The following is a 22,527-nucleotide window of genomic DNA, read 5'->3' as shown; positions in this document are numbered from 1 at the left end:
ACGAGGAACGCACCGCTCCGGGTAGCCCGGTTGGCGTTCCTCGGCTACCAGGCAGGCAGTAGCAGCCACCACCGAGCAAAACCGACATGAAGCCCAAATAAACATGAACCCGAAAAAGCTACCCATATGAAATGGAGGACGCCTTCGACGGACACACCGGCGCGCGCTCACCCACCAGAGCTCGCCCCGCACCGGCACCAGCACCAGCAACAGCAACCGCACCCGCACCCGCACCCGCACCCGCACCCGCCTACCGTCCGCCACGGCAGCACCGAACGACTACTACCCCGGCGCCCGAAGCGCGTCCTCAAGGAGGTGCTGCTCGTAGTCGAGTAGGCGCAGGTCTCGCAGCGGGCGACGGAGGTGCCCACGGTTGACGATCCGCACGAAGGCCGGATCACCGGCAGCGGCCATCCGCCGGATGCCCTCCACATGGTCAACGATCCGCTTGCGGATGGTACGGACCAGCCGATGCCGGTCGCGCGGGATGAGCCCGTACGCGTCCGCGAAGAGCCGCAGCCGCCGCGGCCGGTCCGGATGCCGCCACCCGAGGGTGATCGAATCTCGGTCGGCGAAGACCGGCACCCAGGTCCAGGCGGCGTAGGCGACGTCGTAGATGCGGGAGCCCGGCGAGGCGAGATCGAAGTCGATCATGCCGAGAGTGCCGTCCGGGCGCCAGATGACGTTGTGCGGGGCGGCATCGTGGTGGCAGATCACCTCGCTCTCCGGCGACGGGCCGAAGGAACGCCACACCGCCCCTTCCGGCAGGACGAGGCCGTACTGCGCGTCGTGAAACATCCGCAGCATCGTGGCGACCGTCACCAGCGCCTCGTCGGTGACCCAGTGCGGGGCCAGCGGGTACTCCCCGCACTCCCCCTCCAGGTACGACAGCACCTCGCGGTTGCGCTCATCCATCCCCAGCGCCCGGGGGGCGCCGGTAAACCCCACGTATTCCAGGTGCCGCAGCAGGGCGTGCACCGACGGTGTCCACGGGCCGGCGTTGCGCCGGACCGTGTCCCCGACCCGGACCACCGTGCTCACGTTGCCGCCGCGCAGCGGGATCTCTCGTGCCATTACATAGGGCCGCCCGAGGCGGGAGGTCGGTTGGTGCGGGTCGCGCCACCCGGGGTGGGCGCGATCGTTGGTCATCACCGTGGGGTTACGCGTCCGACCCGGCCTCGGCGCCCAGCAACGCGTCCACGAACTGCGCGGGGTCGAACGGAGCCAGATCGTCCTTCCCCTCGCCGAGGCCCACCAGCTTCACCGGGATACCCAGCTTGCGCTGCACGGAGATCACGATGCCGCCCTTGGCGGTACCGTCGAGCTTCGTGAGCGCGACGCCGGTCACGTCCACCGCCTCGGTGAAGACCCGCGCCTGCTCCAGACCATTCTGGCCGGTGGTGGCGTCGAGGATCAGCAGCGTCTCGTCAATCGGACCATGCTTCTCCACCACCCGCTTGACCTTGCCCAGCTCGTCCATCAGGCCGACCTTGTTCTGAAGCCGGCCGGCGGTGTCGACCAACACCGTGTCCACCCCGGTCTCGATACCGCGTTTGACCGCGTCAAAGGCGACGCTGGCCGGATCGGCCCCCTCCGGGCCCCGGACGGTCTCCGCCCCGACCCGGCCCGCCCAGGTCTCCAGCTGATCCGCGGCGGCAGCGCGGAACGTGTCGGCCGCACCGAGGATCACACTCCGGCCATCCGCCACCAGTACCCGAGCGACCTTGCCGCAGGTGGTGGTCTTTCCAGCCCCGTTGACCCCCACCACCAACAGCACCGCCGGCACGCCGTCCTTCGGCGCCGTGTGCAGGGCCCGATCCAGCTCCGGGTCGAGGGCGTTGACCAGCTCGGCGGCGAGCAGCGTACGCAGCTCAGCGACGGTACGGGTGCCGAGCACCCGGGTCCGCTCGCGGAGCCGGTCAACGATCTCCCGGGTGGAGTCGATGCCGACATCCGCGGTGATCAGGCTGTCCTCGATCTCCTCCCAGGTCTCCTCGTCGAGGCGGTCCCGGCTGAGCAGACCCAACAGCCCCTTGCCGAACACGCTCTGCGAGCGGGACAGCCGGGAGCGGAGCCGAACCAACCGGCCGGCGGTCGGCTCCGGGACCTCCACCGGGACCTCAGCCGGGACCTCGGGCACCTGCACCGGGGGGGCCGGCGGCGGCTCGACCAGGATCCCGGTGGACTCCGCCTCGGCCGCCTCGACCGGCGGTCCAGCGAGGTCCTCCTCGGCGCGGGTCTCGACCTCCGCCGTCGGCAACGGGGGCTCCCGACGGCGACGCAGCTTCGGTGCCACCAGCCCGACGGTGCCGAGAATCAGCACGCCGAGCAGGGCGAGTGCGATGAGGAGGTAATCCGTCATGCCCGAAATCCTGTCAGACGCGGGCGACTGCGTCTCCACCACCGCACCCCCGCCGGATGCCGGCGGGGCAATAGGCTCGTCCGCACCCACTGCTGCGCCCGCCGGCCGGGTAGCAGGGACGACACGCTCATCGGGAGGCCCACCATGCCCGCCGCAGACCTGCTCGTCGGCCCGCTGCTCCGCCGGGTTGTCGGCACGCAGGCCACCATCTGGGTGGAGACCAGCGCCCCGGCGACCGTCACCGTCCAGACCGCCGACGGCGCGACCGGGACCGCACCCACCTTCTCCGCCTACCAGCACCACTACGCCCTGGTCGTGGTCTCCGGGCTGACCCCCGACACCATCAGCAGCTACGAGGTACTGCTCGACGGGGAACCCGTCTGGCCGCTGCCCGGCCCGTACCGGCCCAGCGTCATCCGTACCCGGGCCGCCGACGACCGGGACCAGCCGGTACGCCTGGTGTTCGGCTCCTGCCGGGAAGCCACCCAGCACGCCACCGCCCGCGAACTGCCTCCGGACGCGCTCGACGCGTACGCCCGCGGGCTGGCCGCCACCCCCGACCCGGCGGACCTGCCCGACCTGCTGGTGCTCCTCGGCGACCAGGTGTATGCCGACGAGACCTCACCGACCGTACGACGGCTACTCCGGCGGCGTCGGCGGCGGCCGGTGGGCGCGCCGGTGGACCAGGTGGTCAGCTTCGACGAGTACACCAAGCTCTACCTGGAGTCGTGGCGTGCCCCGGAGACCCGCTGGCTGCTCTCCACCGTGCCGAGCGTCATGATCTTCGACGACCACGAGATCGTGGACGACTGGAACACCTCCGCCGCCTGGCGCGCCCACGCCCGGGCCCAGCCCTGGTGGAGCGAACGCATCAGCAGCGGGTTGGCCTCCTACTGGGTCTACCAGCACCTCGGCAACCTCGCCCCGGCGGAGGTCGCGGCCGACCCGCTCTACGCGAAGGTGACCGCAGCCGAGGACGCCACCGACACACTCCGCGACTTCGGTCACCAGGTCGACCAGGAGTCCGACCTCGCGCCCGGCCCCGAACGGTGGCAGGCGATGCGGTACCAGTGGAGCTTCGCGCTCGATGTCGGCCGGACCCGCCTGGTCATGCTCGACAACCGGGGTAGCCGGGTGCTGGAGCCGGGCCGGCGGGCGATGCTACCGCCGGGCGAGTGGTCCTGGCTGGTCGACCAGGCCCACGGTAGCTACGACCATCTGGTCGTGGGCTCGTCCCTGCCCTGGCTGCTGCCGCCCGCCATCCACCACGTGGAGGCGTGGAACGAGGTGCTCGCCGACTCGCACCGCCACTGGGTGGCCGACGCGGCGGAGAAGCTGCGCCGCGCTGTCGACCTCGAACACTGGGCGGCGTTCCGGCGCTCCTTCGACGCGCTCGGCGCCCTCTTCGCCCGCATCGGTGGCGGCACACCGGACGGGGCGACCCGCCCTCGCCGTGAGCCGAGTGAGCCGGGTGGGCCGAGTGAGCCGGGGCAGCCCGGGCCGCCCGGTGAGCCGGGGCAGCCGGCCGAGCGCGCCCCAGGCACCGCGCCGGCGTCAATCAGTGTCCTCAGCGGCGACGTGCACCACTCGTACCTGGCCCGGGCCCGGTTCGCCGATCCCGCGGTGGTCACCCCGGTGCACCAGCTCACCTGCTCCCCGCTGCACAACCAGGTGCCGGCCGGGATGCGGCTACCGCTGCGGCTGGGCTGGTCACCCGCCCTGGCCATGGCCGCCCGAGCGCTGTCCCGCACCGGCGGGACCGGCCGGCCGGCGCTGCGCTGGACGAAGCTGGCCGGCCCGTACTTCGGCAACGCCATCGGCACCCTGCGACACGACGGGCGGACGGCCGAGGTGACGATCGCGGGCACCACCAGCGCGGGTGGGCTGCGGGAGGTGATGCGCCACCAGCTCACCAGCGGCTGACGCCCGGCCAACACCCGGTCCCGGCTCGCCGGACGGCGCCGGGTCTGGTCCAGATGGCGCCGGCATGAGCCCTCGCCGGGGTAGTGCGCTCATCCCGGACCCGCTGCGCGAGGATACGGGCATGATCTGGAAAGCACCTGAGATCGACCGCCGGCACGAGCCCCTCCTCGGTGCGGAGCGCGCCCTGCTCACCGGCTGGCTCGATTACCACCGAGACACGCTGCTACACAAGTGCGCGGGCCTGACCGCCGACCAGCTACGCATCGCGAGCGTCGAACCGTCCCCGCTCTCCCTCCTCGGCCTCGTTCGGCACATGACCTACGTCGAGCGGGCGTGGTTCCGGCAGCGTTTCGCCGGGCAGGACCTGCCCGACCCGTTCGACTTCACCGCTGATCCGGACGCGGAGTTCCGGGTGGAGACCGCCGACCCGGAGGCCAGTTTCGCGGCCTTCCGGGCCGAGATCGCGGCCGCCGACGACGCCGCCGCCGGGCGCGACCTCGACGAGGAGTTCACGCTGGGCCGACGGGACGGCAGCAGCGACCAGCTCAGCCTGCGCTGGGTCTACCTCCACATGATCGAGGAGTACGCCCGGCACAACGGCCACGCCGACCTGATCCGGGAACGCCTCGACGGCGTCACCGGAGACTGAACGTCAGCCGGCCGGGGCCAGGGCGGCCCGCAGGTAGCGCAGGTCGCCGGGGCCGCTCCAGCGGTGCGCCGACAGCCCGGCCACCCGGGCCCCCGCGACCACCCGGTCGTTGTCGTCAACGAGCAGCACCCGCGACGGCGAGGTGCGCAGCGCCTCGCAGGCCGCCTCGAAGTACTCCTTCGCCGGCTTGTGCGTGCCGACGACCGACGAGTTGATTACGACATCCAGCTCATCCTCGAGCCCGAGGGCGGCGAGGTCGGCGTCGAGTACGTCGGTGGCGTTCGTGGCGAGCCCGACCGGGACCCCGGACGCCCGGACCTCCCGGACGAACGACAGCACCTGCGGGTCGACCTCGCCCCGGTAGCGCTGCCACTCGTGCACCGCCGCCTGAGCCTGCTGCTCCCCCACCGACGGGGTCAGCGCCGCTACCACACTCGCCATCCACTCGGCGTGGCTCACCTGGCCGGTCAGTACCGGCTGGAGCAACCCCCAGGACATCGCGATTTCGTAGAGGACACCTTCGGTGAGCCCGTACGTCCGCTCGACGCCAGCGGGAACCGCCGGGTCCCAGCGGCGCAGCACCCCGTCGAAGTCCACCAACAACGCCGTCGCTCGTTCCCGACTCACTCGCTATCCTCCTGCCCGCCCCCGGCTCGGTCGAGCCGCTGGCTGATTACTTGGGTTACGCCGTTTCGCATGGTCACGCCGTAGAGCGCGTCCGCGACCTCCATCGTCCGCTTCTGGTGCGTGATGACGATCAGCTGGCTCTTCTCCCGCAGCTGCGCGAGCAGCGTGAGCAGGCGGCCCAGGTTCACGTCATCGAGCGCCGCCTCCACCTCGTCCATGATGTAGAAGGGGCTGGGCCGGGCCCGGAAGATCGCCACCAGCATCGCCACCGCGGTCAGCGACCGCTCCCCGCCGGAGAGCAGCGACAACCGTTTGATCTTTTTGCTCGGTGGGCGGGCCTCCACCTCGACGCCGGTGGTGAGCAGGTCGTCCGGTTCGGTGAGGATCAGCCGCCCCGCGCCGCCGGGGAAGAGCACGCTGAAGACCTGTTCAAACTCCCGGGCGGTGTCGGCGAAGGCGCTGGCGAAGACCGACAGGATCCGGTCGTCCACATCCTTGACCACGGTCAACAGGTCCCGCCGGGTGGCCTTCAGGTCCTCCAGCTGCTCGGAGAGGAACTTGTACCGCTCCTCCAGCGCCGCGAACTCCTCCAGCGCGAGGGGATTGACCTTGCCGAGCAGGGTCAGTTCCCGCTCCGCCTTGGCGGCCCGCTTCTCCTGCACCGCCCGCTCGTACCCGACGGGCTCGGGCACGGGCAGGCCGTCCCGGTCGGCGGCGGCGACCTCGGCGTCGGTCGGCGGGACCGGCTGGGCCGGACCGTACTCGGCGATCAGGGTCGCCAGGTCCAGACCGAAGTCCTCGGCCGCCTTCGCCTCCAGCTGCTCGATCCGCAGCCGTTGCTCGGCGCGGGCGACCTCGTCGCGATGCACCTGGCCGGTCAGCCGCTCCAGCTCCGCCCCGAGGCGCTTGGCGGCGCCGCGCACCTCGGCGAGCTCGGCCTCCCGGGCCGCGCGTTGGCTGGCCACGGTGTCCCGCTGCTGCGCCGCCTGGGCAATGGAGACATCGAGCTGGGTCAGCGCTGTGTGCGCTCCGGCGGCCACCGCCCCGGCGACCGCGGCGCCCCGGGTACGCACCGCCCGCCGCGCCGCCGCCCGCTCCCGGGCGGCCCGCTCGGCCGTGGCCTGCCGGCGCAGCGAGTCGGCCCGGCCGGCGATCGAGGAGACCCGCTCCTCGGCGGTACGCACCGCCAGCCGTACCTCCATCTCGTTCTGCCGGGCTCGGGGGAGAGCCGCGGCCAGCTCATCGCGCTCCTCGGTGGAGGGTTCGACGTCCACCGGCGCCTCCTCGGCCAGCCGCAGCCGCTCGGCCAGCTCGGTCAGGCTGGTGAGGTCCCGCTCGCGGGCCTCGACGGCGCGGGAGCGGGCCGCACCGAGCCGTTCGGTCTCGGCCCGCGCCGACCGGGCCGCCGCCCCCAGTTCGGCGAGCCGGCGAGCGGCGGCGTTGCGATGCCCCTCAGCCTCCCGCTTCGCGGCGGCGGCCTGCTGCACCGCCTCCTTCGCCACCGCCACCTCGGCCCGCGCCCGCACCAGCTGCTCGCGTAGCTGCGCAGCGGTCTGCTCGGCGGCGACGCGATGGGTCCGCGCCTCCTCGACGGCGGCCTGCACCTCGATGAAGCTCGGCGCCTTGGCCGACCCGCCGGCGGCGGCGTACGCCCCGAGCACGTCCCCCTCCGGGGTCACCGCCCGCAGCTCGGAATTGTCGCTGATGACCTCGGCGGCGGTGGCGAGGTCGGGGACGAGGACGACATCCCGCAACGCCCGGTGTACGGCCGGCCGGATCGGCGGGTCGCATTCCACGAGGTCCGGCGCCCACTGGGCCCGGTCGGGCAGCTTGGGACGCAGCGCGTCGGCCGGGCCGGTCATGCCGGGGCCGGCCGGGCTACCCACCAGCAGACCAGCCCGACCTGCATCAGTGATCTTGAGTAGGCGAATCGCTTCCGCCGCCTCGTCCACGCCGCTGACCACGACGGCGTCCGCGAGCCCATCCAACGCCGCGGCGAGCGCGGCCTCGTGCCCGGGCGCGACGGTGAGCAGCCCGGAGAGGCCGCCGAGCAGCCCCGGCACCTCCCCGGCCCGAGCCAGCAGGGCACCCGCGCCATCCTTACGCCGCAGGCCCAGGGCGAGCGCCTCCTCGCGGGCCTTCCAGGTCGCGGCTTCCTTCTCCGCGGATCGCTCGGCGTCGCCGCACGACCGGACCCCCGCCTGCGCCTGCTCCTGGTCGGCGACCGCCTCCGCGTGGCGGGCATCCAGGCCGGCGTTGTCCCGATCGGCCTCGGTGGACTGCTCCTCCACCGCGTCCAGCTCGGCCTGGGCCCGCTCCGCCCGGGCCAGGGCGTCGGCGTACGCGGTGTCGAGGCGCTCGATCTCCTCACCGGCGGTGGCCGTACGGGCGCGGGCGGAGTTGACCTGCCCCGCCAGCCGGGCCAGCCCCTCCCGCCGGTCGGCGTTGGCCTTCGCCGCCGCAACCAGCTCCTGCTCGGCGGCGGCGAGCTGCCGCTCCAGCTCCTGGCGGTGCTCCACCGCCTCCGCCAGCCGGATCTGGTCGTCGGTGAGCGCCGCGCGAAGCTCCTCCTCCTGCTCGCGGACGTGCTCCGCCTCCGCCTCGAGCTGGTCCGGGTCACGGCCCGGCCGTTCGTCGTCCGGCGTGGCGCTGAGGTGGCGCCGCCGCTCCCGGGCCAGCTGCTCCATCGACCGGAACCGCTCCTGCAGCGCCGAGAGCCGGTACCAGGTGTCCTGGGCCGCGGCGAGCAACGGCGCATCCTCGGCGAGCGCCGCCTCCAGCTCGCCGAGGCGGGCCTGCACCTCGGCATGCTCGGCCTCTGTTCGCTCGCGCCGCTCACGCAGCGCGGTCTCGTCCGCGATCTCCTTGGCCAGGGTGCTACGCAGGGTGGCGAGGTCGTCGGCGAGCAGTCGGAGCCGGGAGTCCCGCAGGTTCGCCTGGATAACCGCGGCCCGACGGGCCACCTCGGCCTGCCGGCCGAGTGGCTTGAGCTGGCGGCGTAGTTCGGCGGTGAGGTCGGTGAGCCGGTTGAGGTTGGTCTGCATCGCGTCGAGCTTCCGCAGCGCCTTCTCCTTGCGCTTGCGGTGTTTGAGGACACCGGCCGCCTCCTCGATGAAGGCCCGCCGGTCCTCCGGTTTGGCGTGCAGCATGCCGTCGAGCCGACCCTGCCCGACGATGATGTGCATCTCCCGGCCGATGCCCGAGTCGCTGAGCAGCTCCTGGATGTCGAGCAGCCGACAGGAGTCGCCGTTGATCTCGTACTCGCTCTCGCCAGAGCGAAACATCCGGCGGGTGATCGAGACCTCGGTGTACTCGATGGGCAGCGCGCCGTCGGTGTTGTCGATGGTGAGGGTCACCTCGGCGCGGCCCAGCGGGGCCCGCCCGGCGGTGCCGGCAAAGATGACATCTTCCATCTTGCCGCCCCGCAGTGCCTTCGCGCCCTGCTCGCCGAGGACCCAGGCGATGGCGTCGACAACGTTCGACTTGCCGGAGCCGTTCGGGCCCACCACGCAGGTGATGCCCGGTTCCAGCTTCAGCGTCGTCGCTGAGGCGAAGGACTTGAAGCCCTTGACCGTCAGGCTCTTGAGATGCACCTTCTCGATCCTCGTCCGGTGGCCGCCGTACCGTCGCCCGGCTGCGCGGACCTGGTGAACCCGCAGACTAACCCGCAGTCGGCGGTCACCGCGCACGCGACCCGCCCCGCGGCGCCACCGCCGGTCATATCTGATTCAGGTTTCCACACCCGAGCCGATCAAGGAAAACGATGACGTGGGCGTTGTTTCGGCGCCCCGGCACCGAAACCCGTGACCGAACGCACAGGTGACCGGAGGCACAGATGACGGCCCGGTCGAAATGCCGACCGGCCCGGGTAACGGCGCACCCCCCGGGCGCAATCCACCAGGTGACGGCGGACACAGAGCCGCGCGCCGGCACAGTCGTGTCGGCGCGCTTCTTACCTGGTGCGATTCAGTTTTCTGCGGACTGCGGATCAGTGCCGACCTGGTGGGTCAGGTCAGCGCGGGCTCGGCGAGACGGAGCAGGTCGTCCGCCTCGGCTGCCGCCGCCGCGAGCCGATCGTTCTCGGCACGCAACCGCGTGATCTCGAACTCGAGTGCCTGAACCGTGGCACGCAGTCGGGTGACCTCGTCGAGCAGGCGCCGATCGGGCGCCGCACCTACGTGGCCGTACAGGGCCTTCGCCATGTTGACTCCTTGATTTGCGCTGCCGGAAAAGCCGGCCAACGCGCGCCCAGTTAGTACGCGACTGTCACTCCAGCAAATTCTGGGCATGACCGGGCGCGACTGGCGACACCTACATATTGAGCCGGCACCCCCTCCTTCGTCAAGTTGCTACAGGCCGTGAAACATCTCCACGTCGACCTGTCCACCTAACGGGGGTTGCCTTTCGGCGCGGACATGCACTGTCCGGACCACCCAACTGTACGCACAACTTCCGCCAACTCCCCACCCCTCGGGTCTGGGTTCCCCTTAACTCTTTCTTAGCCACGTTGCCGCAGGCAGCGGCCGCGACGTAGCGTCGCCCCGGCCCGCACCTCAACCCGTGGAGGCGACCGTCGTGTACGGCTGGAACGACCCGAGGAACCCGGACGGTAGCCGTCGGCAACCCGAACCGGCGGCCGACGAGCCAGCCTGGCCGACAGACCGCCCGGAACCGCGCTCCGCCTACCTGTTCGGCGATGAGCCGGACAGCCCCTCCGGCGGCGGGGAGCAGCCCACCGACCGGTGGGAGCAACCCGCCAACCGGTGGGACCAGCCCGCCAACGAGTGGGACCGGCCCACCGGCCAGTGGGACCAGCAGCAGCCGACCGCGCCCTGGCGGCCCGACGCCGAGCCGGTCCGGGGCTGGGGAGCCGCGGAGCACCCGCACTACGGACGCACCGGTGACCCTTACCACGAGCAGCCCACGCCGGGCTGGGACGCCACCCCGAACTGGCAGCACGGGGAGCCCACCCAGAGCTGGCAGCAGGACCAGCCGGGCGACTGGCGCGACCAGCGGTTCGCGGGCGGGCAGGACAACCCCAGCGGTGGCTGGCACGGCGCGGCCACCCCCACCGGGCAACCGGCGCCCGCCGGCCAGTGGCCGGCCCCGAAGCCGACCGGCTGGTACGCCGACGAGCCGACGACCAGCATGCCGCCCATCGCGGGAGCCGCCGCACCGACCGATGGCCTGCCGGCCGGCGAGGATCGACCCGGCCGTCGGAACCGACGACCGTTGCTCATCGGCGGAGCCGCGGCGGCAGCCATGCTGGTGGTGAGCCTCGGCGTCGGCGCCGTCACCTTCGCCGGCGGCGATGCGACCAGCCCCACCTCGGCCATTGACGACATCGTGGCGACGAACCCGACCGAGGAGAGTGCGCTCCCCAGCGCGACGCCGACCTCAGCCAGCCCCAGCCCCAGCGCCACGCCGAGCACCAGCGCGCCCGCACCGTCGCCGTCGGTGACGCCCAGTCGCAAGCCAAGCCCGACGGCGTCGCGCTCCACCGCCACCTCCCGGCCCGCCCCGACCCGCACCACCGCGCCCCCCACCAGCAGCACCACCACGCCCACCAACGGCAACGTCAGCGAAGACGCCGCCGAGGTGGTTCGCCTGGCCAACGTCGAGCGCGCGGCGGCCGGCTGCGCGGCGTTGAGCATTGACGACAAGCTGATGACCGCCGCCCAGCGGCACAGCCAGGATCAGGCCGACAACAAGAAGATGACACACACGGGCAGCAACGGCAGCGGCCTCGGCGACCGCGTCAACGATGTCAGCTACCAGTGGAGTGCCATCGGGGAGAACGTCGCCTGGAACCAGCAGTCGCCGGCCGCGGTGATGAAGGCCTGGATGAACAGCCCCGGTCACAAGGCGAACATCCTGAACTGCTCCTTCACCGAAATCGGCGTCGGCATCGCGACCAGCAACGGACCCTACTGGACGCAGGTCTTCGCCGCGCCCCGTTGACCACGGGTCGTCGTCCGCCCCGTCCCGACCGGGTGCCCGGTTGAGGTAGCGCCGCTACCTCAACCGGGCGCTTCGGTTCAGCCGCGAGCCGGGACCCTCCCGCGCGGCCGCGGCTGGCAGCGCGGGCAGCTGAATGACGACCGATTCATGAACGCCTCGCGGCGCACCTGCGCACCGCACCGCCGGCACGGCTGGTCCGCCCGCCCATACACGTTTAGTGCCCGGTCGAAGTAACCGCTCTCGCCGTTGACGTTGACGTACAGGGCGTCGAAGCTCGTTCCGCCCTCCTTGATCGCCTCGCCGAGCACGTCCCGGACGTGCCCGAGCAGGCGCAGCGCGGCCGGGCCGGTCAGCCCGTCGGCGGGCCGGGCGCCGTGCAACTGAGCCCGCCAGAGGGCCTCGTCGGCGTAGATGTTGCCCACGCCGGAGAGCAGCGTCTGGTCCAGCAGAGCCCGCTTGATCTCGGTACGGCGGCGGCGTAGCGCCGCGACGAAGGTGGCGTCGGAGAACTCCGGGTCCAGCGGATCCCGGGCGATGTGTGCGATCTCCGCGGGCAGCTCCGCACCCCCGGCGCTGACCGACAACCCACCGAACGTCCGCTGGTCGACGAAGCGCAACTCGGGTCCGTCAGCAGCGAACCGGAACCGGACCCGGAGGTGGTTCTCGTCCGGCGCCGCAGCCGGCTGCAGGAGCAGCTGCCCCGACATACCGAGGTGCCCGATCACCGCATCGCCGCTGTCCAGCGGTAGCCACAGGTATTTTCCGCGCCGCCGCACGTCCCGAAAGGTCGTCCCGACGAGCACGTCCGCGAAGTGCGCGGCACCGGCCAGGTGTCGGCGTACCGCGCGCGGGTGCAGCACCTGCACCTCGGCGATCCGCCGCCCGATCACCCACTGCGCCAACCCCTGCCGGACGGTCTCGACCTCCGGCAGCTCAGGCACTGCCGGCCGCCCCGCTGCCGGCGCTGGCCGGCTCCTGCTCCGCCTGCGCGGTCAACGTCCGCCAAGCCGCTTCGGCGGCCCGCTGCTCGGCCTCCTTCTTGCTCCGCCCCTCCGCGCCGCCGTAACGCCGGCCCGCCACCACCACCCAGGCGGTGAAGGTCTTCAGGTGGTCCGGCCCGGTGCCCTCGATCCGGTACTCCGGGACGCCCAGCCCCTGGGCGGCGGTCAACTCCTGCAGGCTGGTCTTCCAGTCCAGCGCCGCGCCCCGCCCGGCCGACTCGGCCATCAGCGGGTCGAAGAGACGATGGATGACGCTCGCCACGGTCTCCAGGCCGCTCTCGAGGTAGATCGCGCCAAGCAGCGCCTCCAGCGTGTCGGCGAGGATGCTCGCCTTGTCCCGCCCGCCGGTGCTCTCCTCCCCCTTGCCGAGCAGCAGGTACGGGCCGAGGCCGGTGGGGCCCAGACCGCGGGCTACCTCGGCGAGGGCCCGCATGTTGACCACGCTGGCCCGTAGCTTCGCCAGCTGCCCCTCGGGCAGGTCCGGATGGTTGTGGAACAACGCGGTGGTGATCACCACACCGAGCACCGAGTCGCCGAGAAACTCCAGCCGCTCGTTGGTGGGCAGACCGCCGTTCTCGTACGCGTACGAGCGGTGGGTCAAGGCCCGTTCCAGCAGCTCCGGGTCCAGCGCCACGCCGAACGCCGCCTCCAGGTGTCCGACGGCCGGCCGCCGACGCTTGTCGATGCTCATGATGTGCGTACCTCGGTGTCGGTGATGCGGTCGTTGCGGTCCGGGTGAGCTTCCGCGCCGATATCGGAGAGGAGCGCACGGACCTGGTCGGTGGCCCCACGTCGGGCCAGGTGGGCGGCCAACGCGATACCCGAGGCGATGTCCCCTCCGTGGGCAGCGCCATGGCACACCACCACCGTGCCAGCGATGCCGAGCAGGGCAGCGGCCCGGGGAGCCCGGCCGCCAGCCGGTGGGCCACCGGTCATGGCGTACGCGCCCTCGATCGCCTTGAGCAGCACGTTACCGGTGAATCCGTCAGTGACCACCACATCGGCGCGCGCGCCGGACGCAACGTCGTACCCCTCGACCAGGCCGACGTAGCGAGCGGCGCACGGCAGCGGCACCGTGGCGAGGGTGGGATCGGCCAGGCGTCGCGCGCGGTCGCCCTTACCGGGCTCGGTGCCGATCGAGAGCAGCCCGACCCGCGGCGACTCGAGCGCGTGCGTGACGGCGGCGTACGCGGCGCCGAGCGCCGCGTGCCGGGCGAGGGTAGCCGGGCGGGGCTCCAACGAGCCGCCGACGTCGAGGAGGACCACCGGGCCGTTCACCCCGGGCAGGGTGGCGGCCAGGGCCGGCTGCCGGACGGTGGGCCAGCGGCCAAGCCCGAGGGCCGCGGCGGTGACGGTGGCACCGGTCGAACCGGCGGAGACGAGCGCGTCGGCCGCGCCCTCCCGGACGGCGTCCACGGCGGCGCCAACGGTGGAGTTGGCTCGCGCGGTGGTGTGATCTCCCCGCTCGGCGGGGCGCACGATGATCCGGGAGCGCTGGGCGGGATCGAGGGCGACGGTCAGCTCGCCGAGCGCCTCGGGCGGGCCGATGAGCAGGACGTGTAGGTCGGGGTCGGCACGGACGGCCCGCAGAGCGCCGTCAACCACGACGGCGGGAGCGTCGTCCCCGCCGAGGAGGTCGACGGCGATCCGCACGATGCCCGGCTCCACCGGGACCTCGACCGGAACAGGCCAGCCGGCGGCGATGGGAGCCGGGACATCGGGCGAGCGCCGGGGCGCACGCGCCGCCCGACCAGAGGTCGGGGGCGTCACTCGTCGTCCAGGTCAGACCTCAAGGACCTGACGGCCGTTGTAGGTGCCGCAGACGGAGCAGGCGGCGTGCGGCAGCTTGGCGGACTTGCACTGCGGGCAGGCCACGGTCGCAACCGCCGCGGTCTTCCACTGCGCCCGACGGGACCGGGTGTTGCTGCGCGACATCTTGCGCTTGGGGACGGCCACGGTTCTTACTCCTCTTTACGGGTCAGTTGCGACAGGGCCGCCCAACGTGGGTCGACCTGCTGGTGGCTGTGATCGGCCGGCAGCTCGGCCCAGCCCACCCCGCAGTCGGGGCACAGGCCTGGGCAGTCCTCCCGGCAGAGCGGGTTGGTCGGCAGCGTCAACACCACCGCGTCCCGCAGCACCGGCTCCAGGTCGATCAGATCGCCCTGCATCCGGCCCACCTCGTCCTCGTCGGCCGTCATGTCCGTGGTGCTGTTCTCGTACGCGTACAGCTCCTGGACCGGGACGGCCGCGACGTCGTTGATCTCGCGCAGGCAGCGGCTGCACTCGCCCTTGATGGGAACACTGATGGTCCCGGAGACGAGCACCCCCTCGGATACCGACTCCAACCTCAGGTCGAGGTCGAGGTCAGCACCGGCCGGCACGCCGATCAACTCCACGCCGAGGTCCGCCGGTGCCGCCGCCACCCGCCGGACCGTACGCAACGCACCAGGTCGACGCGGCAGGTCCCTCGTGTCGAGGACCAGCGGCGACCTGGGGTCGAGTGGTGCAGGCGTGTGCTTGGGCATAGTTAGACTCCGGCCGGTAGGAGGGCCGACACCCGAGATTACCTGGGTGGTCGCCGCAGCGTCGAACCGGGGGCGTTTCCACCCACGGCGGCGGCGGTTCGCACCTGTTCCGGCGCGGCCCGAGCCGCGGTTCTGGCGGCCGACCCTAGAAATTCAATGGCCGCTCAGCCTCTTCTCCGCTGAACGTGCCGATCTCCCGGAGCGCGTGCATCTTGTCCCGACCCCGCTCGATCGAGGCGAGGGCTCGGGTAAGGAACTGCTCGAAGTTGGCGAGCGCGGTGTCGACGTAGTCGTCCACCTCCTCCCGGAGCCGCTGCGCCTCGGCCCGCGCCTCGGCGACGATCCGCGCCCCCTCGTGCTCGGCCGAGACGGTGATCTCGTTCACCGACACGAGCCGGGCGTGCTCCGTCTCCCCCTCGGCGATGATCCGTTCGGCCTCCCGCTTCCCGGCCTCCATGATCTTGTCTCGCTCATCGAGCAACGCGGCGGCCCGGCGCAGGTCCGCGGGCAACTCGGCGCGCAGCTCGTCGAGGACCGCGATCATCTCGCCCCGATCGAACATGCAGTTGTTGCGGGACATCGGCACGGAGCGGGCCTGCTCCACCATGGTGATCAGTTCGTCGATTCGATCGAGCGGGTCCACTGGTACCTCACTCCTGTCGTTCGTCGGCCGATCTCAATGATGCGGGTTGAACCCCGGTTCGGCGCTCCCACCCATGATGCGCTGTGCCATCCACCGGTGCATCATGACCCCTCCCGGCGCGTCGCCGGGAGGGGTTGACGTCGGCGGACCGGACCGAGTCACCGGCCGCGGAGCCGGGACACCGACGACGGATCAGAGCCGCGACGGCGGGTCGAGGCGCGCCAGCAGGGCTTCGCGGACCACCTCGGGCACGTGGGCGGAGATGTCACCACCCCACTTCGCCACATCCTTGACCAGACTCGAGGAGAGGAACGAGTAGAGCGGGTTGGTCGGCATGAAGAGTGTCTCCACGCCGGCCAGGCCGATGTTCATCTGGGCCATCTGCAACTCGTAGTCGAAGTCACTGACCGCCCGGAGCCCCTTGATCAGGACACTGGCCCGCTGGGCGTGACAGAAGTCGACCAACAGGCCGCGGAACGACTCCACCCGGACGTTGTCGTACGACGAGATCACCTCGCGGAGCATGCCGATGCGCTCGTCAACGGTGAACAGACGGGTCTTCGACTGGTTGATCCCCACTCCGACGATCACTTCGTCGAAGAGCCGACTGGCCCGGCCGATGATGTCGAGATGACCATTGGTGACCGGGTCGAACGAGCCGGGACAGACCGCACGCCTCATGATCGGCGACCGTACCAAAGAATGGTCTCGCCGTACCGGCGGCTGCGCTCGCCGGTGACACCTGGCACCCAGCCGACCGGCCCACTGCGACTCGACCGCTCCACCACGACGAGGGCCTCGGGCGCCAACCACCCGTTGCCGGCGAGCGCGGCGAGCATGGCGGAAACCTCCTCATCCGACACCGGGTAGGGCGGGTCGGCGAAGACCACGTCGTACGGGCCCTCTTCGGGACCGGCGGCGAGCACGGTGGCGACCTTCCCCGCAACCAGGCGGGCAGCCGGACCAGTTCGCAGGGCCGCCATGTTCGCCCGGATCGTCTGGCCGGCCCGCGGGTTCGACTCGACCAACAGCACGTGCCCGGCACCCCGGGAGAGCGCCTCCAGCCCCACCGCTCCGGACCCGGCGTAGAGGTCGGCGAAGCGTGCCCCCGCCAGGTCGACGGCCGCCTCAAGGGCGCTGAACAGCGCCTCCCGGACCCGGTCGGAGGTCGGCCGGGTGCCGGCGCCGGGCGGGGCGGTGATCCGGCGCCCACCAAGCGCGCCCGCCACGATGCGCGTCACCGCCTGCTCCTGGTCATGCTGCGACGCTACGTCACCTACGCCGGGCCGAGCGCTTCTGGGCCGAACCAGGCCGGAAGTCACCGACGGCACACATCGGACGGTCATCGCTCGACAACCCTCCGCCAATCAATGATCACGAATTAACAACATCATGTGAGTCCCCTCATCCCGGCTCCCGATATTGATCACAAACCAGTACAGTCACCAGCTGTGCGCCCGCCTTGGCGAGCGCAGCCTGTGCCCAGGCGAGCGCCGTGAGCCCGCGGTCCACGCCAACATCGCCGCTACCTCCCGTTCCGCCCGGCACGTCGTCCGATCCCTCATTCAGGAGCAGACGTGAACCGTCTCCATGCCCTATTCCGACGTGCCAGCGCCGTCGCCGCTGGCGCGCTGCTCGGTCTCACCGGTGTGGCGATCTTCGCCGCCCCCGCCAGCGCCCACCACAGCGAAATCACCGGTCAGGCCAAGTGCGACGTTGCCACCGGCGAGTGGGTTGTCGACTGGTCCATCAAGACCTACGCCCCCAAGGGCGTCAAGAAGTACAAGCTGGTCGAGGTCGTCGCCAAGACCTACGTCGGGGGGAAGGCCACCGAGGTCACCATCCCCGAAATCAGCGTCACCGACGGCGACAAGTACCCGCACTCGGTGAAGAAGGCGCTGACCGCCAACCTCCGGGTGGACAGCAACGTCACCATGGCGTCGCTGGCCGTCCGGGCCGAGTGGGACAACGGTTTCGTCGAAGACCGGATGCGCACGGCGAAGGTCAAGTTCTGCGGCACCTGCAAGCCACCGAAGCCGACTCCGACCCCGTCGGCCTCCGAGCCGCCGGCTCCGACTCCGACCCCGTCGCCCTCGGAGCCGCCGGCTCCGACGGTCCCCAACCCGTCGGCGAGCATCCAGGCTGACTGCGAGGGCATCGCCCACGTCACGCTCAACAACGCCGACGACGCGACCGCTCCGGCGGAGTTCACCGTCGAAGCCAGTGCCGGCGCCTTCACCGAGAAGGTGAGTGTCAAGCCCGGCGAAAGCACCTCGGTGGAGGTTCCGGCGGAGCAGGCGACCGACATCAAGGTGACCGTCGAGGGCAGCAAGGAGCCGCTCTTCCACGGCGATCCGGAGCCGGCCGACAACTGTGTCAAGCCGGGCGAGCCGACCGGCGCCTACAAGTCCACCTGCGACGAGCTGATCTTCGAGATCAACAACCCCGAAGACGGCGAGACCACCACCGCGACCTTCACCCCGAACAAGGGTGAGCCGCAGACGCTGACCGTCGAGCCCGGCATGAGCGGCACCGTCTCCTTCCCGGCCGAGGAGGGCCTGATTGTCACGCCGAGCGGCGAGGGCATCGAGGACCCCAAGCCGATCGCCTGGGAGAAGCCCGAGGACTGCACCCCCGGTGAGGGCGGCGGCGACCCCGGCCTGCCAGTGACCGGTGCCGCGGCTGGCGGCATCGCCGCCGGCGCCGCCGTGCTGCTGGCCGTCGGTGGCGGCCTGTTCGTCATGGCCCGTCGTCGCAAGCTCCGGTTCACCGCCTGAGCTAAGGGTTACTGACCGCTGAGGGCGGGCCGACCAGCTGGTCGGCCCGCCCTTCGCCGTTCGCCGGACCCGATCCCGTCCCGGCCTGCCGGACCGGACCCGATCCCGCGGGACCAGCCATAGCGGACCGGACCCGATCCCGCGGGAAGGGCCACAGCGGACCGGCTCCGCTCGGGTCTGCGCCGCAGCCGCTGGCGCGGCTACCCCTTCTCCAGGTACTCGGCGCGGTCCGCGTCCACCAGGGCCGCCACCGACGCCGCCAGGGCCGGATGGCGCACCAGCTCCGGATCCTCCTCGACCAGGTTGATCGCCTCGGTCCGGGCGTCACGAATCAGGTCCGCGTCCCGCAGCAGCGACAGCAGCCGCAGGTGCGAGCGGCGACCGGACTGGGTAGCGCCGAGCACATCGCCCTCGCGGCGTTGCTCCAGATCGAGCTCGGCGAGCTTGAAACCATCCGTTGTCGACCCCACGGCGTCCAGCCGCTCCCGCGCCGAGCTACCCTCCATCGCCTCGGTCACCAGCAAGCAGAGCCCCGCGGCGGAACCACGACCGACCCGGCCCCGGAGCTGATGCAGCTGGGACACCCCGAACCGGTCGGCGTCCAACACGATCATCACGGTGGCGTTCGGCACGTCCACCCCGACCTCGACCACAGTGGTCGCCACCAGCACATCGAGATCGCCAGCGGCGAACGAACGCATCACCGCGTCCTTCTCCTCGGCGGGCAGCCGACCGTGCAGCACCCCGATTCGCAGTCCGTGCAGCGGCCCCTCGGCGAGAAGCGGCGCCACCTCGGTCACCGCGAGCGGGGGCCGACGGGCGGTGTCGTCCTCCTCCGCCGCCGCCTCCTCGTCCGAGGAGGGGCCGTCGCCGATGCGCGGGCAGACCACGTACGCCTGGTGGCCGGCGGTGACCTCCTCCCGCAGCCGGCGCCACGCCCGGTCCAGGAAAGCCGGCTTCTCCGCGGCCGGAACCACGTGCGACGCGATCGGGGAGCGTCCCCGCGGCAGCTGCGACAGGGTGGAGACCTCCAGGTCTCCGTAGACGGTCATCGCCACCGTACGGGGAATCGGGGTGGCCGTCATGACCAGCACGTGCGGCGGCTGCTCCGCCTTCGCCCGCAGCGCGTCCCGCTGCTCGACGCCGAAGCGGTGCTGCTCGTCCACCACCACCAGACCGAGGTCGGCGAAGTCGACGCCCTCGTACAGCAGGGCGTGTGTGCCCAGCACGATGCCGGCGGCGCCGCTGCGGATCTCGCCCAACGCCCGCCGGCGGGCCGCGGCACCCAACGATCCGGTGACCAGCTCCACCCGGGTGGCGTGCTCGGCGGAGTCCAGCTCGCCCGCCCGCCCCAGGGACCCGAGCAGGTCGCGGATGCCACGGTGGTGCTGGGCGGCGAGCACCTCGGTCGGGGCCAGCAGCGCGGCCTGCCCACCGGCGTCCACCACCTGCAGCATCGCGCGCAGCGCGACCACCGTCTTGCCGGAACCGACCTCGCCCTGGAGCAGCCGATGCATCGGGTGGGCGGTGGCCAGGTCCGTGGCGATCTCGATGCCGACCTCCCGTTGACCAACCGTCAGCTGGTACGGCAGGCGGGCGTCGAAGGCGTCCCGCAGGCCACCGTCCACCCCGGGTCGTGGTCGGGCTGGACGGTCGGCGGCCTGCCGCTTGCGTCGCACCAGGGTGAGCTGCACCGCGAAGGCCTCGTCCCACTTGAGCCGGCGCCGGGCCCGGTAGAGCGCCTCCTTGCTGGCGGGCCGGTGCACCTCGCGCAGGGCGGCGCCGAGGCCGACCAGGTTGCGGCTGCTCCGCACGGTAGCCGGTACCGGATCCGCCGGGGGGTCGACAGTGTCCAGGACGACCCGCACACACCGGGCGATCACCCAGGTCGGCACCGCCGCGGCGGCCGGGTAGACCGGGATCAACGCACCCGCGAACTCCTCGACCTCCTCGCTGGCCGCCACCTCACCCTCATCACCGGCGCCGAGGAGCACGTACTCCGGGCCGTTGAGCTGCCGACGGCCCCGAAACTCGGTGACCTTGCCGGCGAACAGCCCCCACCGGCCGGGGCGCAGGTCCCGCTCACGCCAGACCTGGTTCCCGAAGAAGGTCAGGGTCAATGCGCCCCCCGAGCCGTCGCCGACCGTCACCTCCAGCAGATTTCCGCGGCGTTGGCGCATCGGACGTACGGCGGTGCGCTGCACCTGGGCCAGGACGGTGACTTGCTCACCGACATCAAGCGACCGAATGTCGGTGTGCTCACCGCGCTCGTCGTACCGGCGGGGAACGTGGTAGAGCAGGTCGCCCGCGGTGTGCAGGTCGAGGTGGGTGGCGAGCGCCTTGGCCGTTTTCGCTCCGACCAGCTTGCCCAGCGGAGTGTCGACGGTGGCCTGGTCGGAGGTCATTCGACCCCCACCAGGAGCGGGTGGTGCGGTTGCCCACCCAGGTACACCTGCACCTCAACGAACGGCCAGGAGCGGACCACGTGCTCGCGGACCGCCTCCGTCAGACCGGCGGGGGCGTCCGCCCCGACCAGCAGGGTCACCAGCTCGCCGCCGCCGCCGAGCATCCGGTCGACCACGGCGGTGCAGGTGTCGAGCAGGTCCGCTCCGATGAGGTGCACCTCGCCGTCAACCAGGGCGAGCACGTCCCCGGGCCGGCAGGGGCCGGCGACGGTCAGGGCCGCCCGGCTGGCGTAGCAGACCTCCGCGTACCGGCAGGCGCCGGCGGCCTCCGCCATCGCGATCACGTCATCCTCGAAGCGCCGCCCCGGGTCCCGGACGGCGAGCGCGGCGAGCGCCTGCACCGGCGACCGGGTCGGGACCACGCTGACCTGGAGGCCGAGCTGCGACGCCGCCCGGGCCGCGTCGTTCGCCATCGCCCGGGTGTCCGGATCGTCGGGCAGCACCACGACGTGGGCAGCGCGAGTGGCGCGAACGGCGGTCAACAGCTCACTGGCGGAGAAGACGCCCTCCAGCACCGTCGCCCCCGCCGCGGTGCAGAGCTCGACGATGCCGACCCCGGTGGCCACCACCACCGCCGCCCGGCGGTCCGGCCCCGGCGACACGGGCGGCCGGGGCAGGTCGGCGAAGCGGGTCACCCCGATCCGATGCGGGCGGCCGGCGACCACTCCCGCCTCGATTGCCGCTCCGACATCGTCAACGTGCACGTGCACGTTCCAGGTGCCGGCGGCGCCGTCGCCGACGACCGCCAGCGAGTCGCCCAGGGCGCCGAGCTCCTCGCGCAGCCGCGCCACCGCCGCCGGTTCGGCGTCGAGCAGGTACTGCACCTCGTAGGCGTACGTTGACTGGTTGTTCTCGCGGGATTCGTCGACCGGCAGGTGGGACGACCTGCCGATGAGCTCCGGACGCGCCGGACGCTCCCCGGTGACCACCTCGACCAGGGCGTCGAGTAGTAGACAGAGACCCCGCCCACCAGCGTCGACCACACTGGCGCGGGCCAGGGCCGGTAGCTGCTGGGGCGTCCGGCCGAGGGCTTGCGCGGCCTCGTCGGCCGCGGCCCGGGCCACGGTGCCCAGCTCGTCCCGGCCGGCCCGCTCGGCGGCACGTGCCGCGGCGGCGGCCACGCTGAGCAGCGTCCCCTCGACCGGAGCGGCGACGGCGGCGTAGGCGGCGGTGGCGGCGGCACGCAGGGCGGCGGCTAGCGCCCGGCCCCGCACGACCGGGACCGCGGCCAGTGTGTCCGCAAAGCCGCGCAGGATCTGCGCCAGGATCACTCCCGAGTTGCCGCGGGCACCGAGCAGCGCGCCCCGGGCCATCAGCCGGAGCGCCTGCCCGTGCGGGGTGGGCCCGTCGTCGGGCAGCTTGTCCCGCTCCATCGCCAACGCCTGCTGCGCCGAGGTGAGGGTGAGGACCAGGTTGGTGCCGGTATCACCGTCGGGCACCGGGTAGACATTGAGGTGGTCGATCTCGCCCTGGTGGCGTTTCAACGCGACCAGTCCACCCGCGCACCAACGGCGGACCGCGGCGGCATCGAGGGTGTCCAGCACGGTAGGTAGCCTACTGGCGCGCTCCGACCGTCGTCGGGCCCGGCGACGCG

19 protein-coding genes are annotated in these 22,527 nt (G+C 72.0%); 4 read left to right on the top strand and 15 right to left on the bottom strand.

Annotation, left to right across the window (positions count from 1 at the left end; genetic code table 11):
- Positions 1–282: 282 nt before the first annotated feature.
- Complete coding sequence (locus SALPAC4_RS0115885; protein WP_027644436.1) at positions 283–1,149, bottom strand: aminoglycoside phosphotransferase family protein; 867 nt, start codon at positions 1,147–1,149, stop codon at positions 283–285.
- A 10-nt stretch (positions 1,150–1,159) separates the two neighbouring features.
- Positions 1,160–2,362, bottom strand: coding sequence for a signal recognition particle-docking protein FtsY (gene ftsY, locus SALPAC4_RS0115880; protein ID WP_019871160.1), 1,203 nt, complete (start codon positions 2,360–2,362; stop codon positions 1,160–1,162).
- Positions 2,363–2,506: 144 nt separating this feature from the next.
- On the opposite strand from ftsY, the gene SALPAC4_RS0115875 reads away from it, so the two are divergent.
- Positions 2,507–4,285, top strand: coding sequence for an alkaline phosphatase D family protein (locus SALPAC4_RS0115875; RefSeq protein WP_019871159.1), 1,779 nt, complete (start codon positions 2,507–2,509; stop codon positions 4,283–4,285).
- A gap of 121 nt (positions 4,286–4,406) precedes the next feature.
- Complete coding sequence (locus SALPAC4_RS0115870; protein ID WP_019871158.1) at positions 4,407–4,934, top strand: DinB family protein; 528 nt, start codon at positions 4,407–4,409, stop codon at positions 4,932–4,934.
- A 3-nt stretch (positions 4,935–4,937) separates the two neighbouring features.
- Here SALPAC4_RS0115870 and SALPAC4_RS0115865 read toward each other — a convergent pair whose 3' ends face one another.
- The 3 genes from SALPAC4_RS0115865 to SALPAC4_RS0115855 all read right to left on the bottom strand — a co-directional run bounded on the left by SALPAC4_RS0115865 (position 4,938) and on the right by SALPAC4_RS0115855 (position 9,763).
- On the bottom strand, positions 4,938–5,561 hold the full coding sequence (locus SALPAC4_RS0115865; RefSeq protein ID WP_019871157.1) for an HAD family hydrolase: 624 nt from the start codon (positions 5,559–5,561) through the stop codon (positions 4,938–4,940).
- Complete coding sequence (gene smc, locus SALPAC4_RS0115860) at positions 5,558–9,154, bottom strand: chromosome segregation protein SMC (RefSeq protein WP_027644437.1); 3,597 nt, start codon at positions 9,152–9,154, stop codon at positions 5,558–5,560. Before smc ends, SALPAC4_RS0115865 begins: the two co-directional genes overlap by 4 nt.
- 414 nt (positions 9,155–9,568) lie before the next feature.
- Positions 9,569–9,763 carry a hypothetical protein gene (locus SALPAC4_RS0115855; RefSeq protein ID WP_012181397.1) on the bottom strand — a complete coding sequence of 65 codons (195 nt, stop codon included), beginning with the start codon at positions 9,761–9,763 and terminating at the stop codon, positions 9,569–9,571.
- A 373-nt stretch (positions 9,764–10,136) separates the two neighbouring features.
- Here SALPAC4_RS0115855 and SALPAC4_RS0115850 point away from each other — a divergent pair, with 373 nt between their 5' ends.
- The gene (locus tag SALPAC4_RS0115850; RefSeq protein WP_027644438.1) at positions 10,137–11,522 is read left to right on the top strand and encodes a CAP domain-containing protein; all 1,386 of its coding nucleotides are present in this window, start codon (positions 10,137–10,139) and stop codon (positions 11,520–11,522) included.
- A gap of 77 nt (positions 11,523–11,599) precedes the next feature.
- Here the strand turns inward: SALPAC4_RS0115850 and mutM are convergent, their stop codons facing one another.
- The 8 genes from mutM to rsmD form a co-directional block, all read right to left on the bottom strand.
- Complete coding sequence (gene mutM / locus SALPAC4_RS0115845) at positions 11,600–12,463, bottom strand: bifunctional DNA-formamidopyrimidine glycosylase/DNA-(apurinic or apyrimidinic site) lyase (protein ID WP_019871154.1); 864 nt, start codon at positions 12,461–12,463, stop codon at positions 11,600–11,602.
- Positions 12,456–13,214 carry a ribonuclease III gene (gene rnc / locus SALPAC4_RS0115840; protein ID WP_018729900.1) on the bottom strand — a complete coding sequence of 253 codons (759 nt, stop codon included), beginning with the start codon at positions 13,212–13,214 and terminating at the stop codon, positions 12,456–12,458. Before rnc ends, mutM begins: the two co-directional genes overlap by 8 nt.
- Positions 13,211–14,191: a fatty acid synthesis plsX protein gene (locus tag SALPAC4_RS0115835; protein ID WP_019871153.1), complete on the bottom strand. Its 981-nt coding sequence runs from the start codon at positions 14,189–14,191 to the stop codon at positions 13,211–13,213. Before SALPAC4_RS0115835 ends, rnc begins: the two co-directional genes overlap by 4 nt.
- Positions 14,192–14,305: 114 nt before the next feature.
- Positions 14,306–14,479, bottom strand: coding sequence for a 50S ribosomal protein L32 (gene rpmF, locus SALPAC4_RS0115830; RefSeq protein WP_012181392.1), 174 nt, complete (start codon positions 14,477–14,479; stop codon positions 14,306–14,308).
- Positions 14,480–14,484: 5 nt separating this feature from the next.
- Positions 14,485–15,048: a YceD family protein gene (locus SALPAC4_RS0115825; protein ID WP_027644439.1), complete on the bottom strand. Its 564-nt coding sequence runs from the start codon at positions 15,046–15,048 to the stop codon at positions 14,485–14,487.
- Positions 15,049–15,193: 145 nt separating this feature from the next.
- Positions 15,194–15,691, bottom strand: a complete 498-nt coding sequence (locus tag SALPAC4_RS0115820; protein ID WP_019871151.1) for an SPFH domain-containing protein — start codon at positions 15,689–15,691, stop codon at positions 15,194–15,196.
- 192 nt (positions 15,692–15,883) lie between these two features.
- Positions 15,884–16,372 (bottom strand): pantetheine-phosphate adenylyltransferase, encoded by a 489-nt coding sequence (coaD, locus tag SALPAC4_RS0115815; protein ID WP_019871150.1) that lies wholly within the window; start codon positions 16,370–16,372, stop codon positions 15,884–15,886.
- The gene (rsmD, locus tag SALPAC4_RS0115810) at positions 16,369–16,932 is read right to left on the bottom strand and encodes a 16S rRNA (guanine(966)-N(2))-methyltransferase RsmD (protein ID WP_027644440.1); all 564 of its coding nucleotides are present in this window, start codon (positions 16,930–16,932) and stop codon (positions 16,369–16,371) included. Before rsmD ends, coaD begins: the two co-directional genes overlap by 4 nt.
- A 336-nt stretch (positions 16,933–17,268) precedes the next feature.
- Here rsmD and SALPAC4_RS0115805 point away from each other — a divergent pair, with 336 nt between their 5' ends.
- On the top strand, positions 17,269–18,468 hold the full coding sequence (locus SALPAC4_RS0115805) for a hypothetical protein (RefSeq protein WP_027644441.1): 1,200 nt from the start codon (positions 17,269–17,271) through the stop codon (positions 18,466–18,468).
- 200 nt (positions 18,469–18,668) lie between these two features.
- Here the strand turns inward: SALPAC4_RS0115805 and recG are convergent, their stop codons facing one another.
- Both recG and SALPAC4_RS0115795 read right to left on the bottom strand, forming a co-directional pair.
- On the bottom strand, positions 18,669–20,873 hold the full coding sequence (gene recG / locus SALPAC4_RS0115800; RefSeq protein ID WP_019871148.1) for an ATP-dependent DNA helicase RecG: 2,205 nt from the start codon (positions 20,871–20,873) through the stop codon (positions 18,669–18,671).
- Complete coding sequence (locus SALPAC4_RS0115795; protein ID WP_019871147.1) at positions 20,870–22,477, bottom strand: DAK2 domain-containing protein; 1,608 nt, start codon at positions 22,475–22,477, stop codon at positions 20,870–20,872. The genes recG and SALPAC4_RS0115795 overlap by 4 nt, the downstream gene beginning before the upstream one ends.
- Positions 22,478–22,527 lie beyond the last annotated feature (50 nt).

The organism is Salinispora oceanensis (assembly GCF_000383575.1).
Taxonomy (GTDB): Bacteria; Actinomycetota; Actinomycetes; order Mycobacteriales; family Micromonosporaceae; genus Micromonospora; species Micromonospora oceanensis.
Note: the sequence above shows the minus strand (reverse complement) of the source record. Positions and strands in the feature narration are given on the sequence as shown.

What these genes read in the sequence shown, in the direction of transcription:
- rnc (WP_018729900.1), bottom strand. Translation starts at nt 13,214, where the DNA reads ATGAGCATCGACAAGCGTCGGCGGCCGGCCGTCGGACACCTGGAGGCG.
- ftsY (WP_019871160.1), bottom strand. Translation starts at nt 2,362, where the DNA reads ATGACGGATTACCTCCTCATCGCACTCGCCCTGCTCGGCGTGCTGATT.
- recG (WP_019871148.1), bottom strand. Translation starts at nt 20,873, where the DNA reads ATGACCTCCGACCAGGCCACCGTCGACACTCCGCTGGGCAAGCTGGTC.
- SALPAC4_RS0115875 (WP_019871159.1), top strand. Translation starts at nt 2,507, where the DNA reads ATGCCCGCCGCAGACCTGCTCGTCGGCCCGCTGCTCCGCCGGGTTGTC.
- SALPAC4_RS0115825 (WP_027644439.1), bottom strand. Translation starts at nt 15,048, where the DNA reads ATGCCCAAGCACACGCCTGCACCACTCGACCCCAGGTCGCCGCTGGTC.
- SALPAC4_RS0115855 (WP_012181397.1), bottom strand. Translation starts at nt 9,763, where the DNA reads ATGGCGAAGGCCCTGTACGGCCACGTAGGTGCGGCGCCCGATCGGCGC.
- SALPAC4_RS0115885 (WP_027644436.1), bottom strand. Translation starts at nt 1,149, where the DNA reads ATGACCAACGATCGCGCCCACCCCGGGTGGCGCGACCCGCACCAACCG.
- SALPAC4_RS0115870 (WP_019871158.1), top strand. Translation starts at nt 4,407, where the DNA reads ATGATCTGGAAAGCACCTGAGATCGACCGCCGGCACGAGCCCCTCCTC.
- coaD (WP_019871150.1), bottom strand. Translation starts at nt 16,372, where the DNA reads ATGAGGCGTGCGGTCTGTCCCGGCTCGTTCGACCCGGTCACCAATGGT.